The 16,606-nt window shown below is 60.3% G+C and carries 19 protein-coding genes; 10 read left to right on the top strand and 9 right to left on the bottom strand.

From position 1 onward, the window contains the following. Positions 1–29 precede the first annotated feature (29 nt). The 4 genes from SK1NUM_RS02890 (at position 30) to SK1NUM_RS02875 (ending at position 4,136) form a co-directional block, all read left to right on the top strand. Positions 30–1,256, top strand: coding sequence for a sensor histidine kinase (locus SK1NUM_RS02890; protein WP_212325146.1), 1,227 nt, complete (start codon positions 30–32; stop codon positions 1,254–1,256). Continuing rightward, positions 1,253–1,909, top strand: coding sequence for a response regulator (locus tag SK1NUM_RS02885; RefSeq protein WP_212325143.1), 657 nt, complete (start codon positions 1,253–1,255; stop codon positions 1,907–1,909). Before SK1NUM_RS02890 ends, SK1NUM_RS02885 begins: the two co-directional genes overlap by 4 nt. Positions 1,910–2,151: 242 nt before the next feature. Continuing rightward, a complete protein-coding gene (locus SK1NUM_RS02880; RefSeq protein WP_212325141.1) occupies positions 2,152–3,033 on the top strand; it encodes an ABC transporter ATP-binding protein in 882 nt (293 codons plus the stop codon). After that, on the top strand, positions 3,030–4,136 hold the full coding sequence (locus SK1NUM_RS02875; RefSeq protein WP_212325139.1) for an ABC transporter permease: 1,107 nt from the start codon (positions 3,030–3,032) through the stop codon (positions 4,134–4,136). Before SK1NUM_RS02880 ends, SK1NUM_RS02875 begins: the two co-directional genes overlap by 4 nt. Positions 4,137–4,337: 201 nt before the next feature. On the opposite strand, the gene SK1NUM_RS02870 is transcribed toward SK1NUM_RS02875, so the two are convergent. From SK1NUM_RS02870 to SK1NUM_RS02855, 4 genes are all read right to left on the bottom strand, one after another. After that, complete coding sequence (locus SK1NUM_RS02870; protein WP_212325137.1) at positions 4,338–5,030, bottom strand: nucleotidyl transferase AbiEii/AbiGii toxin family protein; 693 nt, start codon at positions 5,028–5,030, stop codon at positions 4,338–4,340. Between the two features lie 3 nt (positions 5,031–5,033). After that, the gene (locus tag SK1NUM_RS02865; RefSeq protein ID WP_212325135.1) at positions 5,034–5,375 is read right to left on the bottom strand and encodes a hypothetical protein; all 342 of its coding nucleotides are present in this window, start codon (positions 5,373–5,375) and stop codon (positions 5,034–5,036) included. A gap of 158 nt (positions 5,376–5,533) precedes the next feature. Continuing rightward, a complete protein-coding gene (gene purB / locus SK1NUM_RS02860; RefSeq protein WP_212325133.1) occupies positions 5,534–6,964 on the bottom strand; it encodes an adenylosuccinate lyase in 1,431 nt (476 codons plus the stop codon). Between the two features lie 26 nt (positions 6,965–6,990). Then, positions 6,991–7,332 carry a type II toxin-antitoxin system PemK/MazF family toxin gene (locus tag SK1NUM_RS02855; RefSeq protein ID WP_223927919.1) on the bottom strand — a complete coding sequence of 114 codons (342 nt, stop codon included), beginning with the start codon at positions 7,330–7,332 and terminating at the stop codon, positions 6,991–6,993. 626 nt (positions 7,333–7,958) lie between these two features. On the opposite strand from SK1NUM_RS02855, the gene SK1NUM_RS02850 reads away from it, so the two are divergent. The 4 genes from SK1NUM_RS02850 to SK1NUM_RS02835 are packed head-to-tail and all read left to right on the top strand — an operon-like array spanning position 7,959 to position 11,249. Beyond that, a complete protein-coding gene (locus tag SK1NUM_RS02850) occupies positions 7,959–8,471 on the top strand; it encodes a hypothetical protein (RefSeq protein WP_212325129.1) in 513 nt (170 codons plus the stop codon). A gap of 5 nt (positions 8,472–8,476) precedes the next feature. Beyond that, complete coding sequence (locus tag SK1NUM_RS02845) at positions 8,477–9,370, top strand: hypothetical protein (RefSeq protein ID WP_212325127.1); 894 nt, start codon at positions 8,477–8,479, stop codon at positions 9,368–9,370. Next, complete coding sequence (locus SK1NUM_RS02840; protein ID WP_212325124.1) at positions 9,367–10,032, top strand: ATP-binding cassette domain-containing protein; 666 nt, start codon at positions 9,367–9,369, stop codon at positions 10,030–10,032. Before SK1NUM_RS02845 ends, SK1NUM_RS02840 begins: the two co-directional genes overlap by 4 nt. Beyond that, complete coding sequence (locus SK1NUM_RS02835) at positions 10,029–11,249, top strand: FtsX-like permease family protein (RefSeq protein WP_212325116.1); 1,221 nt, start codon at positions 10,029–10,031, stop codon at positions 11,247–11,249. The genes SK1NUM_RS02840 and SK1NUM_RS02835 overlap by 4 nt, the downstream gene beginning before the upstream one ends. 106 nt (positions 11,250–11,355) lie before the next feature. Here SK1NUM_RS02835 and purD read toward each other — a convergent pair whose 3' ends face one another. From purD to SK1NUM_RS02820, 3 genes are all read right to left on the bottom strand, one after another. Continuing rightward, positions 11,356–12,579: a phosphoribosylamine--glycine ligase gene (gene purD / locus SK1NUM_RS02830; RefSeq protein ID WP_212325114.1), complete on the bottom strand. Its 1,224-nt coding sequence runs from the start codon at positions 12,577–12,579 to the stop codon at positions 11,356–11,358. 67 nt (positions 12,580–12,646) lie between these two features. Next, positions 12,647–12,889, bottom strand: a complete 243-nt coding sequence (locus tag SK1NUM_RS02825) for a hypothetical protein (RefSeq protein WP_212325112.1) — start codon at positions 12,887–12,889, stop codon at positions 12,647–12,649. Positions 12,890–12,901: 12 nt separating this feature from the next. After that, positions 12,902–13,681, bottom strand: coding sequence for a restriction endonuclease (locus SK1NUM_RS02820; protein ID WP_212325105.1), 780 nt, complete (start codon positions 13,679–13,681; stop codon positions 12,902–12,904). Between the two features lie 367 nt (positions 13,682–14,048). Between SK1NUM_RS02820 and SK1NUM_RS02815 the strand changes: the two genes are divergently transcribed. Continuing rightward, positions 14,049–14,486: a helix-turn-helix domain-containing protein gene (locus SK1NUM_RS02815; RefSeq protein ID WP_223927757.1), complete on the top strand. Its 438-nt coding sequence runs from the start codon at positions 14,049–14,051 to the stop codon at positions 14,484–14,486. Here the strand turns inward: SK1NUM_RS02815 and SK1NUM_RS15400 are convergent. Further along, the gene (locus SK1NUM_RS15400) at positions 14,469–14,699 is read right to left on the bottom strand and encodes a DUF3039 domain-containing protein (RefSeq protein WP_212325103.1); all 231 of its coding nucleotides are present in this window, start codon (positions 14,697–14,699) and stop codon (positions 14,469–14,471) included. The genes SK1NUM_RS02815 and SK1NUM_RS15400 overlap by 18 nt on opposite strands. A gap of 176 nt (positions 14,700–14,875) precedes the next feature. Between SK1NUM_RS15400 and SK1NUM_RS02805 the strand changes: the two genes are divergently transcribed. After that, positions 14,876–15,637 (top strand): transposase family protein, encoded by a 762-nt coding sequence (locus tag SK1NUM_RS02805; RefSeq protein ID WP_212324267.1) that lies wholly within the window; start codon positions 14,876–14,878, stop codon positions 15,635–15,637. Here SK1NUM_RS02805 and SK1NUM_RS02800 read toward each other — a convergent pair. Then, positions 15,594–16,421 carry a hypothetical protein gene (locus SK1NUM_RS02800; protein WP_212325101.1) on the bottom strand — a complete coding sequence of 276 codons (828 nt, stop codon included), beginning with the start codon at positions 16,419–16,421 and terminating at the stop codon, positions 15,594–15,596. The genes SK1NUM_RS02805 and SK1NUM_RS02800 overlap by 44 nt on opposite strands. Positions 16,422–16,606: the final 185 nt, after the last annotated feature.

Here is a 16,606-nt window from a genome sequence, read left to right as displayed (position 1 = left end):
TTCATGTCACTCCACTACTATTCCAGAGCATGGATGCTCGTCCCCTGCCGGAGAACTGGCTGCGCACGGATGCCCTGACCACAGCCTGTCTGATGGTACTTAGCTGTGTCATGGCCTGGCTGCCTGTCGTCGCCGGGACATCGATCTTCAAAACCTCGGTGTGGCTGCAGTTCCTGGGCTGTGTCCTGATGACACTTCCCCTGATCTGGCGGCGCCGCTTCCCCCTGACCTCCGGGATTGCCGTGTGTGGGATCTACCTCGTCCTGATCCACTCCACCGGCCTGGATCTCTACGCTTCCCAGGTCTCACTGTGCTTGGCTTTCTTCTCCATAGGAGCCTGGTCGGCGCACCGCGCGAAGGCGCTGGTAGCCCGGATCGCAATCAGCATCGCCATGGCCCTCGGGGTGGCACTGGACACCCTAGACCTCCTGTTGAGGCTGCAGGCGGGCCAGCCGGACGGCCCCACCCTGGAAGCGGTGCTGGCTACTCTCAGCGGGACCTGGCTTCACAATGTCCTCTTCTTCGCCACAGCCTGGGTCTTTGGCGACCGGGGCTGGCAGCAGGCGATGGAGCAGCTGGAGCTGGAACGAGCCAATACGAGCGTCAGGGAGCTTCAGGCCGACCTGGTATCCAAAGCCATCGAAGAGGAGCGGCTGCGGATCGCCCGCGAGCTGCATGACGTCGTCGCCCACCACGTGACGACCATGTCCGTGCAGGCCGCAGCCGCCCGCCGGCTCCTGGACACCGACCAGGAACGCGCGAGGGCGTCCCTGAAGGAGGTCGAGGCGGGAGCACGCCTGGCGGTGCGGGACCTGCGCTCGGTGGTGCTGATGCTGCGCTCCGGCGAGGCCAACTACGAGAGCCTGCCGACCCTGAATGAGCTGAGCAAGCTGGTGACCTCCTCCCAGCAGACCGGACTGAAAGTCAATTACGACCGTATTGGGGAGCTGCCGCCACTCACCCCAGCCATCGAGCTGACCCTGTACCGCGTCGCCCAGGAGGCCCTCACGAACGCCGCCAAGCACGCAGGCCCGTCGGCGAGGGTGGAGGTGCGGCTGCGCGGGCGGAGCAAGACCGTTGAGCTGGAGGTCGCCGACGACGGCATCGGGATGCGCACCGGCCTGCCCGGGACCGGAACCGGCCTGATCGGCATGCGCGAGCGGGTGACGGCCGTCGGCGGCACCCTGGAGACCGGATCGAAGCCACGTGGTGGCTTCCGCGTGCGCGCCGAGGTCCCAGCCGAGGTGGGCGCATGATCCGGGTACTGCTGGTGGATGACCAGGCGCTCATCAGGACCGGTTTCAAGACCATCCTGGAGACCGAGCCGGGCATCGAGGTGGTGGGCGAGGCTGCCGACGGCACTGAGGGCATCGCGCTGGCCCTCGACCTGCAGCCCGACGTGATCTGCATGGACGTGCAGATGCCGCAGCTGGACGGTATCGAGGCCACCCGCCAGCTGACGGCCAAGGGGTGCCGCTCGGCGATACTGATCCTGACCACCTTCGACCGCGACGACTTCCTGTTCGAGACCCTCCAGGCGGGGGCCGCTGGCTTCGTGCTGAAGACCGCGGAGGCCGAGGAGCTGATCGAGGCCGTCCAGATCCTCGGACGGGGCGATGGCCTCCTCGCACCACAGGTGACCCGGCGGGTCATCGCCCGCTTCACCGCGACCCAGCCTCAGCATGCCGCGCAGGTGAGCGTCGACGTGCTGACCGAGCGCGAACAGACCACCCTGCTGTGCCTGGCCCGCGGGCTGACCAACGCCGAGATCGCAGCCGAGCTTTTCGTCAGTCCGGAGACCGTCAAGACCCATGTCTCGAACATCCTGTCCAAGCTGGGGTTGCGCGACCGCATCAGCGCCGTCATCTGGGCCTATGAACACGGCCTGGTCTCCCCCAGCTCGGCCTAATGGGCTTTTTTGCTGGCCCTAACCCACGTTTGCTGGCCTTGTGTGCGTTTGCCTGTGCTGTGACGCCAGCAAACCTGAATAAGGCCAGCACATCAGGAGGAAGACCAGCAAACGGGCACCCGGGGCAGTGACCACAGAACCCGTCTCCCCCGTCGCGAGCCGTCTCCCCCGTCCGGGGGACAACCGGTTTTCCCTCTCCCGCGGGAAGCGCTGACTAGGGGTTTCACCATAGCGTTGAGGCCATGATCAGCGTACGGAATGTTCACCGGTTCTTCGGAGACAAACATGTCCTCAAAGACGTCTCCTTTGACATCAAACCTGGGCTCATGACCGGGTTCGTCGGCGGCAATGGGGCTGGCAAGACCACGACGATGCGTATCATCCTCGGGGTGCTGGCGGCCACCGAGGGCCAGGTGCTCCTCGACGGAGAGCCCATCACCGCGGACCAGCGCGCCAGCATCGGCTACATGCCCGAGGAACGCGGCCTCTATCCGAAGATGAAGGTGATCGACCAGCTGGTCTACCTGGCCCAGCTGCACGGCGTGCCCGCGGATGAGGCCAAGCGGTACAGCCTGGAACTGCTGGGGCGCCTCAACCTGCAAGGCAAACCCACCGACACCCTGGAGTCGTTGTCCCTCGGCAACCAGCAACGGGCCCAGATCGCCGCCGCCCTAGTCCACCGCCCCGCGGCCCTGATCCTGGACGAGCCCTTCTCGGGCCTGGATCCTGACGCCGTCGACCTCACCGTCCAGGTGCTACGCGACATCGCGGACACCGGCGCCCCCGTGCTGTTCTCGTCGCATCAGCTGGACGTGGTGGAGCGGCTCTGTGACGAACTGGTGATCATCTCGGACGGCGAGGTCCGGGCCAACGGCACCCGCGCGGAACTCCTGGCATTGGACACCAGCAACGACTGGGAGCTCCAGATGAACGGCGACACCGGCTGGGTACGCGACGCCGGGGTGCAGGTGGTCGAGTTCGACGGCGGCTATGTCCGTTTCCAGACCTACGCCGAGTCCACCGCAAACCGCATCCTCAGCGAGGCCATGGCCCGCAGCACCGTCACGAAGTTCGGGCGCGTCACCCGCAACCTGCACGAGATCTACAAGGAGATGGCAAAGTGAGCACCCCTTCCACCAGCACCCGCCCCCCGTTCTGGACCACCATCGGTATCGTCGCCAAGCGCGAGATCATCACGCGCTTCCTGTCCAAGTCCTTCCTGATCTCGACAGCCATCACGCTAGTGGTTTTCCTCGGTCTGATGGTTTTTATACCGCGGCTCGGAAAACTGATAAGCGGTACCACTACCGTCGCAACCACCGCGGAGCTGGCTCCGACGCTGTCACGGCTGTCCGACATCAACGTCACAGAGGTTGTCGATGAGGCTGCCGCCCGGAAACTGGTGTCCTCTGAAGAGGTGAAGGCCGCAGTCGTTCCCGACGCGGGAAATCCGACCGGCCTGAAGCTGATCGCTCTCAGCGACCCGCCAGAGACTCTCACCATGAAACTCTCGGTGTCACCGAGCGTGGAGCTGCTGGACCCGGACGCCCCCAATCCCGGGCTCCAATCTTTCCTGAACATTGGTTTTGGCTTGGTATGGATGATGGCTGCGCTCACTGGGATGAGCATCGCTCAGTCCGTGGTGGAGGAGAAACAGACCCGGATCGTGGAGATCCTGCTGGCCAGCATCTCCTCGAAGGCTTTGCTGACCGGGAAGATCCTCGGGAACTCCGCAGCGGCCCTGACGCAGATCGCGGCCATCGCTGGAACCGTATTCCTGGGAGCCGCCATCAACGGCGAGTCGATACCGCTGGGGCAGCTAACGTTACCCATCTTGTGGTTCATCGTGCTGTTCCTGTTCGGCTTCGTGATGATCGCGGCATTGTTCGCGGCTGCCGCTGCCCTGGTCTCCCGCTCTGAGGACCTGAGCAACACGATCCAGCCCATCATGTGGATTGTGATGCTGCCTTACTTCGGCGTCGCCTCCTTCGGCAGCAACCCGCTGGCGATGCAGATCATGAGCTATATCCCGTTCTCTGCCCCGGTGGCGGTGCCGCTCCGGGTGTTCCGGGAACAGGGAGCGGCCTGGGAGCCGTTCCTCTCCATCGTGATCCTCATCGCGACCTCTGCGCTGATCACCTGGTTCGCAGCCCGTATCTACGAACGCGGCCTGCTGCGCACCGGCAAACCGATAAAGTGGAAGGAAGCTCTCACCGCCACCGACTGATCACAACACAAATGTGGGCCGGGTCATGACCCGGCCCACACGCTGTCTGGAGTGCTATAGGTTTGCGCGCACCCCAGCCGCCAAAACCCATAGCACTCCAAACCCCATCCAGACATCCCATAAAAGATTAAGGCTAACTCGGGTCGCAAAGTCCACGGACTCCTCGCCGTAGATACACTGGGGCTGCTTCTGCCTTTCCGGTCATCTCAACCACTGTTCACCACCCCGCTGGCAGAGGTCGATGTCTGCCGCCCATTGCGCGAATCGCTCAACAATGGCGGCATGCGTGTCGGCGTCGATGCCGTAGTTGGCGAATTGCTCCAAGTCGTACATGCCGGCATACTCCGGGCCACTCAGCATTTTGAACCGCTGAGCAAGCATCCCCCGGTCTATGGGCAACGACTCACGGGAATCGGCCAAGGCGAGAACATCCTCTTGAGTGAATCTGCCCGAGGTGATCACAGCGTAGATGTCAATGAAGTCGCGGACCTCACCTCGGGAATACAATGCCGTCATCTTGTTCGCTACCGCATCACGCTCATCCAGGACAGGACCGATGTCCAGACATACCGGCGGGAACTCCCGGTAATCCCAACCAAGTTGAAGCTCGCTGGACTCCCCTGTTATAGGGTCAAGCACATCAAAATTCACGAAGAGAGGTGTACGGTTCAAGACATTCACGATCAGGCCTTGACCCTCATAGGCAATGGTCAGTTCATCAACAGCCTGTGCGAAATTCTCTGGCGAGAGATCCTTGGTGAAAAAGTCGACATCCATGGATGGACGGTCACCGAACCCATTCGCTGACAATGCATAACCGCCAGCTAGAACAAACCCATATTGCTCGATAATGACGAGCCCACTGCGGACAAGCCGCTTATGAATCTCCCTCACTGGCTACACGGCCACGGTGCGCAACGGTAGCTCACGCAATTCAGCGAACTTCGCGGTCCACAGATCACGGCACCGCTTCGGCAGGTTCAGGTCTGGCCACAGCCGTATCAGCGTCGCCCGGTCCAGCAGAGCAGCCTGTTCTTCTGGATACCCATCACGCACGATTGCGCTATAGGCCGTCCACAGCCCACTTGCCTTATCTAGGTTGTATGTCGGTTCCGGTGCTGTGTTGATGTGCGATGACACGCGGATCACACCTGATGTCGGCCCATGCAGGTCATCAAGCGATTCTGGCGTCGAATACGGGATCAGGTCCGCGAAACTCCGGGGGGCTGACGCATTCATGCTGGTCTCCATCCTCTGACCTTCTTTAATCCTACCGGGGGATTTAGCCGGCAACCATCCGGTATCAACACCTTGTCGTGGCGACAGATTCACGCACCGAGCTTTTCTGCGTCCTACTTAGTGCATACAACTGCACTTCGCACCCCTTGAGCTTACTTCTACAAGACGGCGCCCGGGCGGTAGGCGGCCGCCTCCGGATGCTGTGCCGTCACTTGGGCGACAGCCTCGGCGACCTGCGCGACCTGCGCCCCGGCGGTGCCCGTCAGGTCGAGGGGGTTGGTGACGAGCGCGTCCAGTTCGCCGCGGGTCAGTTGGAGGCGCGGATCGGCGGCCAGCCGGTCCAGGAGGTCATTGACCTTCAGTCCCTGCCGCATCTCCAACGCGACAGCGACGGCGTGTTCCTTGATGGCCTCGTGGGCCTCCTCGCGGCCCACTCCCTTGCGCACCGCCGCCATCAGCACCTTCGTCGTGGTCAGGAACGGCAGGTAACGGTCCAGTTCGGCGGCGATCACCTCCGGGAAGGCCCCGAAGTCCGCGAGGACCGTCAGGAAAGTCTCGAACAGCCCGTCGAGGGCGAAGAACGCGTCGGGCAGCGCCACCCGCCGCACCACCGAACAGGAGACGTCACCTTCGTTCCACTGGTCGCCGGCCAGCTCACCGACCATCGATACATAGCCGCGCAGGATCACTGCCAGCCCGTTGACGCGCTCACAGGAGCGGGTGTTCATCTTGTGGGGCATGGCCGACGACCCGACCTGACCCTCCTTGAACCCCTCGGTGACCAGCTCCAGCCCGGCCATCAGGCGGATTGTGGTAGCGAGATTCGACGGGGCGGCGGCGGTCTGCGCCAGCGCGGTCACGACGTCGTAGTCGAGGCTGCGGGGATACACCTGTCCCGTCGAGGTCAGGACGGCCTCGAAACCCAGCTCGGCGGTGACGCGCCGCTCCAGCTCGGCCAGTTTCCCGGCGTCGCCGCCGAGCAGGTCGAGCATGTCCTGAGCGGTGCCGACCGGCCCCTTGATGCCGCGCGCCGGGTAGCGGGCGATCAGCTCCTCAAGGCGGCGATACGCCACCAGCAGCTCGTCGGCGGCGGTGGCGAAGCGTTTGCCGAGGGTGGTGATCTGCGCGGCGACGTTGTGGGAGCGGCCGGTCAGCGGCTGGCCGGCCCAGGTGACGGCGAGCCGGGCGAGGTGCGCGAGGGCGGCAACGACGCGGTCGCGGATCAGGCGCAGCGAGGACAGGACCTGGTACTGCTCGATGTTCTCCGTCAGGTCGCGGGAGGTCATGCCCTTGTGGATGTGCTCATACCCTGCGAGGGCATTGAACTCCTCTATCCGGGCCTTGACGTCGTGCCGGGTGACGCGTTCCCGGGCCGCTATGGACTCAAGGTCGACCTGGCCGGTGACAGCCTCGTAAGCGGCGATTACCTCGCCGGGGTCAGCGCCCCCGAAGTCGACACCCAGGTCACGCTGGGCGCGCAGCACAGCCAGCCACAGCCGCCGCTCGGCGACGACCTTCGCCTCGGGCGCCCAGATCGCGCGCAGCTGCTCGGAGGCGTAACGGGTGGCCAGCACATTGGGGACGCTCATGGCGGCACTCTATCCGCCCGGCCGCGTCATAGCGCGAAGGCGAGCCGCAACCCAGCATCCACGCGCACCATGACACCGGTCGGCAAGCTCCCGATCCGCTGATCGAAGCGACTGCGATCAACAACAACCACCTGAGAGACGTTTATCACCGACGCTTTCGACAGCCCTGCCTCCCCTCGCTCAAGTTCAACGTTGCCAGGGCCAGAGGCGAGCCTCAGGTTGCTGGTGACGGGCAAGACCACAACCGTCGCGATGCGGGACCGGTTGAAGCGGTCCGAGGACACCACCAGAGCGGGACGCCGATAGCCCGGCTCGGAGCCCAGCGGCTCACCGAAATCCACCCACCAGACCTCACTGCGCCTCACCACTGCCAAGCACCAGAATCAATGAGGGCACGTCCGCTAGATGCAACCGGCTCAACCGCCAGTTCATCTGCCAGCGCATCAAGCGCGGAGGTGACGGGGTCGTCCTCCAGCTGCTCCATGAACGCACGAACCGCTTCTGTGTACAGGTACGAACGCGTCCACCCGCGGCTTCTGGCAACCCTCTCTGCCTGCTCAAAGACATGTTCTGGAATCGACACAGCAGCAGGACGATTCAGACACCCAAACGAAGCAAAACACCTAGCCACAACCCCATAGATACAACTTTGCGGCATCACTGCGCCAAGAAGACGCACAGAACCAACTGCTAATTACACCAGCCTCAGTCAGGGCAAGCTACGCCGATATTTCACTACTAAAATGAGAGCGCTATAACCTTGTCTGACTACCTAAAACGGTGTTTCATACTGAGACACGGCAGTAGCCCCAGGACGGAGCAAACAGATTTTAGTTCGGTTATTGCTTGACTCGCTCACCAGACGCGTGATACGTTAGGTAAAATCTCGATCATCAAGTAGCGCTCTTCGGAGTTGACAACGGGTTTTGTCCAGCTACCGGGTCACTTCCTTCAAACTCCGATGCTACTTCATACTCTATTTGAGGAGGTTCTGATGTCTAAAAACTTCGCAACACGAGTCATTGCCATGGCAGCAGTGTTCTCAGCACTCCTCCCTGGAGGAGCAGCATTAGCAGACGACGATGCACCCCATGACAAGACAAGTCCAGAGCAAAGCAAAGGAGCTAGCGCTGAAACTGCCAACAGCGGGTCAGCAACGTTCCCAGATGGGACAAATCTGACAGCGAATGCTTGGATCCAGAGTTACACATGGACTGGCTGTGGTGATTTCACATCATCGGCAGTAATGAATGCTTCTCCCGAGTGGATTGAGAACACCACTAGTTTCTATCAGATCGGTTTTGGAAGCATAAGCATCAAGGGCGTAAGCATTGAAAGCAGTCGAGCAGGGGAAAACACCCTAGTGTGGACCAATGACAACGGAGCCAAGGGATCGTATCTCAGTGGCACCGTTTGCGGCGGATGGGGTGGAGCTTATGTCGGCATGGATGTGACTGGAAAAGCCCTCTATGACGGCAATGTGAGAATAGCCTCAACTCGCCTCTGAGCCTCATGCATCGCAAAGCACCACACTTTCGAATCACGGCTGTAACGGTGGTCCTTATCATCATTGGTTTGATCACCGTTACAGCCGTGAGCACAGTAATGTGGCAGCTGTCCAAAACTCACGAAGCTCAGCGCAATGCGTTAGTGTCTCCCGACCTTTTGAGCGATCTATCCAACCTAATCTCCGATGATGGCCTCGCCAAACTTCCCGAGCTCGGCGACAAAAACACAGACGAGTCGCGGATTCAGGCAAGTCTTATTGTAGCGAAACTAGCAGAACCACGTCTGGAAGACCTCCGAAAACAGCTCTCAAGGGATCGCATCTATCAGTTTGCTTCAGCGAAAGATAAACCAGAAGAAACTAGGCTCCTCGCTTTTGAGACGCTCTACTATCTACATGATTCCCGCGCCGAAGAGGGCCGTGTACTTGCCAGGCAAGCGATGAGTTCGCTGCCCGCTACTATTGAGCCGGATGCCTTGCCAAAATATTTGGCGGTTGCAGAGGCATCGCACCTTCTCGATCCGGAGGTGCCCTTGAGAGAATTGGCTGATTTTGACCCAGGAGACAACGAGCAGCTGCAGCGCTCTGCCACCAGCGCGCTTGGACTCAGCCACCTCTTCTCCAACAAAGAAGAGCTATCATCATCTTTCTTTCCTAATTTACGTCCTAAGCTAGCCACTTGGGCCAAGGGAGATTATCAGTACATTCAGCAGTTTCTATTAAGCAACATCGCACTTAATGGCACTCCTGGCAGTTCCGGTGATGATGGGCGACGTATCGCCTATGCGATGCAGGGCTGCGCATCATCCAAGATATTTTTCTCAGTGGATGGTGATTCCGAAAATGAATGCAGTCTGATCAACACGCACTTTGCATGGATTATGGGAGTTGTAAGATGACTCATGCTGCACATTGCGCCACTGTACTTGCTTGCGCGGACCTACGTAAAGCCTTTAAGCTACGTTCTGGCGGAACCTTCGAGCTATCTTGCCCTGAAATCGCTATCGAACCTGGTGAAATCGTCCGGTTATCTGGGGACTCTGGCAGCGGAAAGTCCACATTACTGCGTCTACTAGGCCTTTTGCTGATTCCTGATAGCGGCACGATCATGATAAGGGGAATCCAGGCTAACTCATGGCCGGCCCGCGACCATCTCCGCGGTGAACAGATCGGAATCGTATTTCAAGAAGGAAATCTATTGAGCCATCTGACCCTTCTGGATAATCTCCGCATCGCACAGCACACGCAGAACGATGGCTATGAGGAAATCGTTGAGAAGTTTAAGTTGCATCCTGTATTGAAACAAAGGGCGAGCAAGCTGTCTGGTGGCGAGTTGCAGCGGGCAAGTATCTGCAGGGCACTGGTGAACTCCCCATCACTACTTCTTATGGATGAGCCGACCTCTGCATTAGACGATACCCTGACTGCAGAAGTTAAAAAGGTGATCCTGGATGCTCAAAAGGCTGGCGTGGCGGTCGTAATCGCAAGCCATGACCGTCGCCTCGATGGCATCGAAAATTACCGGTTCCGTTTTAGCGCTGGGAGGATAGAGGAGACATGAAAACAAGTTTCCGCAACCTCGTGATCTTGGCTTCGGCAGATTTTCGATTGCTGCTAAGGATGAATCGCGCCATCATTGTGCTGCTGTCTCTGATTATTTGTGTTACGGTCACAATCCAAACACTCGTTTCCGGAATCGTCGCCGCCTACGCCACAAGTGTTGACTCAAAATCTAACCTTTCTCTTATAGAGCTCAACACACTCTCAGCACACGCCAACAGGGAGATCACCAGAGACACTTTAGCCGAGGTTTCAGCCTTAGAACACGTCGATTCTGTACATCCATGGTTTCAGCACGACCTGGATCTTGCTAACTCAGAGGACTGGCCTGACTCAAAGGTCGCTCCCGACGTAGTATGGGCCACTACCTACATAGAAAGCCGTACCCCCAGGATCGTTGCCGGACAGCTCCCCGAAGAGGGTTTACATGATGGGCAGATTATTCTGCCGCATGAGGTTTCAGGGGGTTCACTAGACAAACTAGTAGGCCGAGAGATTGAGTTCGGCTACACCGTGGTCCAGGGTAATAACCGGGGAACATACGCAACTCTTCCGCTGAAGGTAGTTGCGACATACGATAATTCCGTCCCAGGACGGGATGGGCCCCAACCATCGTATGTCACCGATAGCCAACTGATTCAACTCTATGGGACGCAGCCCCCTCAGAGCTTCACTTTCGCTTACGTAAAAGTGGATTCGGCCCAAAACGCGCAGACGACGCAAAAGCAACTAAGCGACCTCGGATTCTCAGTGACCGGTAGCGCCAATGACCTCTCGGATGCCGTCGGTATTGTCGGCACACTTCGGGATGCAGACCGATATAGCCTTCCCATTCTAGCACTTGCAAGTGCCGTTTTCGGCTATTTTCTAGGCGCCGTATGGCTCCGTCAGCGAAGATCAGCAATGGGTCTGCTACGTGCCATCGGCTGGAGCAGCCGCAGGATTCTTATTTTAATAATACTGGAGCTCTTGTGTTTGGCTTTGAGCTGCGTGGCGATCGGGCTGCTGGGCGGCATCACACTCAGTCAGCTATCTTCTCACCTCGCCTCGGGGCAGGATTTCCTCAGCGCTGTGCTGAAGTCATCGGTCCCCTTACCTTCCATCAGTTTTGTACTGCAGCTAGGCGGGATCGTATCGGCTTTCATGGTGATCGGCGGTCTACTACAGGGGAGGAGAATAGCGTTTAGCGCCCCTGATGAGCTCCTGAGAGAAAAATGACGTGCTTATCCATGCTGGAGGGTTATTCAGTGGAGTGCGAAGATGATTCCGCTGAATAACCCTCATTGGCAAGATCAGCCCGTTGCGCTTAGGGAGCCCGGGAATATCAGTGGGGAACGCCGATGTCGGTGCGGTGGAAGCCGTCGGGGAACCGCACCTGGGACAGGTGGGCGTACGCCCGCTCCCGCGCGGCCTCCAGGTCCTCACCCAGCCCGACGACGCCCAGCACCCGGCCGCCGGAGGCCACCAGCTGACCGTCAGCAAGCCCCGTACCGGCCTGGATGGTCCAGGCGTCACTGACGTCGGCGGGCAGCTCAACAGACCCTCCCAATACGGGCGTACCGGGATAGCCGCTGGCGGCCTCGACCACCACAACGGCGGCCCCGTCACGCCACGCGAGGGGCGGCAGCTCAGCGAGTTCACCGCGGGCTGCAGCCAGCAGCACGGGGGCGAGCGGTGTCGCGAGGAGGGCCAGGACCGCTTGGGTCTCGGGGTCGCCGAAACGAGCGTTGAACTCCACGACACGCATTCCTCGGCTGGTCAGGGCCAGCCCCGCGTACAGCAGGCCGGTGAAGGGGGTGCCGCGGCGCCGCATCTCAGCCAGGGTGGGGTCCACCACCTGAGCCATGACCTCCGCCGCCAGGTCGTCTGGCGCCCAGGGCAGCGGGCAGTAGGCACCCATGCCGCCGGTGTTGGGGCCGGCGTCGCCGTCGCCGACACGTTTGAAGTCCTGCGCGGGCAACAGCGGCACGGCAGTGGTGCCGTCGCAGACCGCGAACAGCGAGACCTCCGGCCCGTCCAGGAACTCCTCGACCACCACCCGCCCGCAGGCGGCGGCATGGGCCAGGGCGGCGTCGCGGTCGGTGGTGACGACCACCCCCTTGCCAGCAGCCAGCCCGTCGTTCTTGACGACGTACGGCGGGCCGAAGGCATCGAGCGCCGCGGCGGCCTGCTCCGGGGTCTCGCACACCCGCGCGTCGGCGGTCGGCACTCCGGCGGCGCGCATCACGTCCTTGGCGAAGGCCTTCGACCCCTCCAGCCGGGCGGCCGCGGCGGACGGACCGAAGCAGTCGATCCCAGCCTCGCGTACCGCATCCGCGACCCCTGCGACGAGGGGCGCCTCGGGACCGACCACCACCAGGTCAGCTCCGGCCTGCCGGGCCAGGGCGACGACCGCCTCAGGGTCGCAGGCATCGATATCGTGCAAGGTGCCCAGGCCGGCCAGCCCCGGATTCCCAGGCGCGACGTGCAGGGTCTCAGCGGAGGCAGCCAGGGCCCGGCCCAGGGCATGTTCACGCCCGCCGAAGCCAAGAAGCAGAACAGTGGTCACGGAAAGACTCTAGCCGGACGCTCCTGACAGAACCGGCCTCGCACGCCTGGATGCGGCCAGTAGCGGCTCAGAATCCCTCACGGAAGAACCTCGTGTCGACCGACGCGTCCTCGACGGTCCTGGCCTGCACGTTCACACCGAGACGCCGCTCCTTGAGAAGATCACACAGCCGGTAGCCGTCGTTCAGAGGTTCCCGCCGGTGGGGGCGGTGGTGAAGTGAGCGACGTCCAGGTGCCGTGCTGGCAAGGCGAAGGAGGAAGGCGCACTGGATCGTGCGTCGACGACGAACAACGCAGCCAGGATGGTGCATGGGCGTCGCGAGTCAGCCGATCCCCACCGGCGGGACCTCTAAATCAATGGGAGGTGCTCCGTCGCGGGTGGCTTCTTCCCGGGCGCTGCTGGTGAATGTGCCTGTGGTGATCAGCAGGCCCTTATCGCCCCGTCCGGCCATCGCCCCACGGAAATCACGCACTGCCCCGGAACCGACGCTTCCGGCATAGCGCTTGCACTGGAAGAACACCTGAAAAGACAACAGCGAGAGCCGGTAGACACCTTGGCCGTCAATTCCGCCGTCACCGGAACGCCCGGTCACCTGGGTATTGATGAAGCCCTCTTCACGGAGAAGACGCTGGGCGAGTTTCTCGAAATTGGCAGGGCTCAGCCTCATCACTTCGTCCAGGAGCTGCTCCCGCCAGGATGGCTCGTCGGTCTCCGGTTCATCGGCGCTGGCATGCCCGGAGCTGCCCAGTGATTTCGAGGCTTTGCGCGCTCGGTCCAGGCGAGCCAGATAGGCCTGTCTCAAGGGTTCCAGCTGCGGCTCCGTCACAGTCCGGCCTTCCTCGGTGAGGCTCCACACGCCGCGCTCTGAATTGACTGCAAGCCCCATGCCCTTGAGGTATGTCCTGGTCCAGCCAAGCCGGTACTCGATCACTGTTCTCGGCCCGTCGCCGAGAAGCACCGCCTGCTGCTCATCGGAGTATCCGCCGCTGGAAATCACCTTCGCATTGAGTTCCTCAATTACCGCCGACCCGCCGAGTTCGCGGAGCGCACAAAGGGTCGGCCACAGGAATTCGTTATATTTCGGCAGGTTCGCTGCGCTCACTGGGGATCCGATCCGTACTCGATATCAATGATGTGTTTGGCCTGAAACCTACTACCCCCGTCTTTGGGTGACGGAAATCCAAAGACGGATCTTCCACACTAGGCAAGCGGAGCTCAGAGGCCATCACGCTGGGCGGCCAGCTCTGGTCGCCCCCGGAAATACCTCACCGCCAGACACCCCAACCCTCAGCCCTAGAGGATGAAGCAACGACACCACTCCCGCTGCAAGGCGCCGCTGGGCCTCCTGGCCCTTCGGACGTGTCCCTCTGAGGCAGGTACTGCACCGGTTGAATCAACACCACACAACACGTTAAACTTACTAGACGTTACATTTATTACACTTAGATTCCGAACGAGGAGGCCTCATCGTGGCAACGGTCGCACAAGCGGCTAACGTCTCCGCAGACGAGCTAGCACGCATCTCTGCGTTTGCTTCAACCCTGCCGCAGGGGTCACCGGCTGCTCTCCTGCTGGAGAACATGGTGGCGGCTATGCTCCGTGGAGTCGATGTGACGCTGTTTGAAGCCGACAAAGAACTGACCCCCAACGAAGCCGCCATACTGTTACAGATCAGCCGCCCGCATCTGCTGAAGATCATGGATCGCGGACTGCTCACTTTTCGCCGGGTCGGCTCCAACCGTCGCATCGCACTGTCTGACCTGATCGATTACGTCAAACGCCACGAGGAGGGCAATGCTCACATCGCGCAGCTGCTCGGCACACAGGAGCATGCCCGCCAGAATGCACTCAATCGCGTTGCACCTCTGACCGCCGATGACCACGAGGCACTATCGGCGCTGGAATAACTGGATGAGACCGGCTACCTGCTGTGCAACAGGTAGTTTGCGCTCACAGGACGCGCACAGCGGCAACGACGCATGCGCGTCTTTGGTGGGAACAAACCACCGGCCACAGACAGCTCGAACTGATTTACCGAAGACCAGGGCATCCGCCAGATAAGAAGAACCGACGTAATGAAGTTCTTCGTTAACCTGACATCCGACGCCGGCACCCAGCACCTCTGCTTCTATCTCATCAATCAGATGAAGAGCCGCTAGCTGAGCTAGAGGCTTAGTCAGAATCGGTGGCTGCAATAGTTAATTGACGTGTTGTGCGTGTCGGTATGCGCGAGGAAGGCTCAACTTCCTGAATAATTGATAGTACCAACACAGTCAATCGAAAGTTGAGCCTTCCCATGTACTCTAGCACAGGTCTTAGCAGCGAACAGATCACCGACCTTGTCGCACGCATCCATGACCTCCGCGAGGCACCAGCCTCCCGAGCAGGACGGAAACCCACACTAGGACTGTACAAGTGTGTTGTTGTGGCCTTGATCTATCTGCGATCCAACCGCACACAAGCATCGATTGCCGACCAGTTCCACGTCTCCCAGAAAACGATCTCTCGAACCATCGCATCCTGGATGCCCATCCTGGGACAGGCCCTGCAGGACTGCACCCCCACGGTCGACGACCTCGATGTCAGCGAACCACTCATCGTCGATGGCACCCTACTGCCGACCTGGTCATGGCGCACCATGCCAGAACTGTACTCCGGCAAACACAAAACCACCGGCGTCAACGTCCAGGTTGCATGCGACCTGACAGGACGGCTCGCCTTCATCTCCGACCCGATGCCCGGCCGCACCCATGACGCACACGCACTCAAAGAAACCGGCCTACTCGACCACATCACCACCGGGCAACTCATCGGCGACAAAGGATACATCGGACTCGGCATGATCACCCCCATCCGAACCCAACCGAAACAACAACACACAGAAGAAGAAAAAAGGTTCAACAAGTCAGTAAACGCGATACGCTACATGATCGAACGAGTCATCGCCAACCTCAAAACCTGGAGAATTCTCCACACCGACTACCGCAGACCCTTCACAACATTCCCAGAAACAATCACCACAGTAGCCGCACTCGAATTCTACAGAAACACATTCTGACTAAGCCTCCTAGTTTCGCCTGCGTGATCGTAATCCACTGCTCCAGGCTGCCTTCCCGGGTGTACGTGGCATCTATCCTGGCAACGTCCGGCTGGAGTACTGGCAGCACCAAACGAAGCAGTTCATCGGAATCTTTACTGATATCAACCACAACAACCGCCAGAACACTTCCATCCTCAAGCGGCTCTGCTGGAGGGTCAGGAATCAACTCAACGGTCCCCGTAATATCACCGTTGGCACCCAGCAGACGAGGAATGGAGATGGGACAGATGCGGGCCGATCGTATTGCCTCACCCACCGCCAGCAGGAATAGCCTGACAGCAGTTCTTCTCCAGCCAAGCAGCTTTTCTTCTGCCTCATCACGTTCGCGTAACCGGTACTCCGCGAGTATCGGCAGCCAAGCACTTGGATCACGCATAACCTGGGCGACTTTCGCATGAAAAATATCATGCTCAGCAGCCCACACCAGCCAAGGATCTCCGTATTCGTCAAGGAGAACAGCTCCACGCCATGCAGCTCCAACGCGTGATCGCACTTCCCAGACTGGGCGGCCCGCAGCTTGCGTTGCCGCTCGGTGCAGGTCTGGGGACCCCTCACTAAATCGGCGCTGCGCATCCTGAATAAGCGGATGGACGATCTTTGAGATATTCACCTGATCCCATTGCTTGCTACGAATGGCCGCAACGCCATAGCCATCTGGGAAAGATTCACGCGGCAGCATACGGAGCACCCGAATGGTTGGACGGGGCGCTCGCATCCCTTCAGGAGAAATTCGCTCAGCCATGTGTCACATCATGATGCTCGGGACTGACAAAGACTTCCAAGGGCCATGGGTACACCACTGCTTTGGCGGAGCCAACTTAAACCGCGCCATCTCCCAACCATCCGGCCAAGGCGCCGGGCTCCTTCGCCGCCCTGAATCGTGCCATTCACAGCTGAGGCACCATGCACCCGGCCCTCGAAGCACCT

The sequence above is a fragment of the Arachnia rubra genome (assembly GCF_019973735.1).
Classification (GTDB): domain Bacteria; phylum Actinomycetota; class Actinomycetes; order Propionibacteriales; family Propionibacteriaceae; genus Arachnia; species Arachnia rubra.
Note: the sequence above shows the minus strand (reverse complement) of the source record. Positions and strands in the feature narration are given on the sequence as shown.

Excerpts from the sequence above, each read along its gene's own strand:
- SK1NUM_RS02890 (WP_212325146.1), top strand. The coding sequence starts at position 30 with ATGGATGCTCGTCCCCTGCCGGAGAACTGGCTGCGCACGGATGCCCTG.
- SK1NUM_RS02805 (WP_212324267.1), top strand. The coding sequence starts at position 14,876 with ATGTACTCTAGCACAGGTCTTAGCAGCGAACAGATCACCGACCTTGTC.
- SK1NUM_RS02835 (WP_212325116.1), top strand. The coding sequence starts at position 10,029 with ATGAAAACAAGTTTCCGCAACCTCGTGATCTTGGCTTCGGCAGATTTT.
- SK1NUM_RS02840 (WP_212325124.1), top strand. The coding sequence starts at position 9,367 with ATGACTCATGCTGCACATTGCGCCACTGTACTTGCTTGCGCGGACCTA.
- SK1NUM_RS02865 (WP_212325135.1), bottom strand. The coding sequence starts at position 5,375 with ATGAATGCGTCAGCCCCCCGGAGTTTCGCGGACCTGATCCCGTATTCG.
- SK1NUM_RS02800 (WP_212325101.1), bottom strand. The coding sequence starts at position 16,421 with ATGGCTGAGCGAATTTCTCCTGAAGGGATGCGAGCGCCCCGTCCAACC.
- SK1NUM_RS02885 (WP_212325143.1), top strand. The coding sequence starts at position 1,253 with ATGATCCGGGTACTGCTGGTGGATGACCAGGCGCTCATCAGGACCGGT.
- SK1NUM_RS02845 (WP_212325127.1), top strand. The coding sequence starts at position 8,477 with ATGCATCGCAAAGCACCACACTTTCGAATCACGGCTGTAACGGTGGTC.
- SK1NUM_RS02850 (WP_212325129.1), top strand. The coding sequence starts at position 7,959 with ATGTCTAAAAACTTCGCAACACGAGTCATTGCCATGGCAGCAGTGTTC.
- SK1NUM_RS02825 (WP_212325112.1), bottom strand. The coding sequence starts at position 12,889 with ATGCACCATCCTGGCTGCGTTGTTCGTCGTCGACGCACGATCCAGTGC.
- SK1NUM_RS02880 (WP_212325141.1), top strand. The coding sequence starts at position 2,152 with ATGATCAGCGTACGGAATGTTCACCGGTTCTTCGGAGACAAACATGTC.
- purB (WP_212325133.1), bottom strand. The coding sequence starts at position 6,964 with ATGAGCGTCCCCAATGTGCTGGCCACCCGTTACGCCTCCGAGCAGCTG.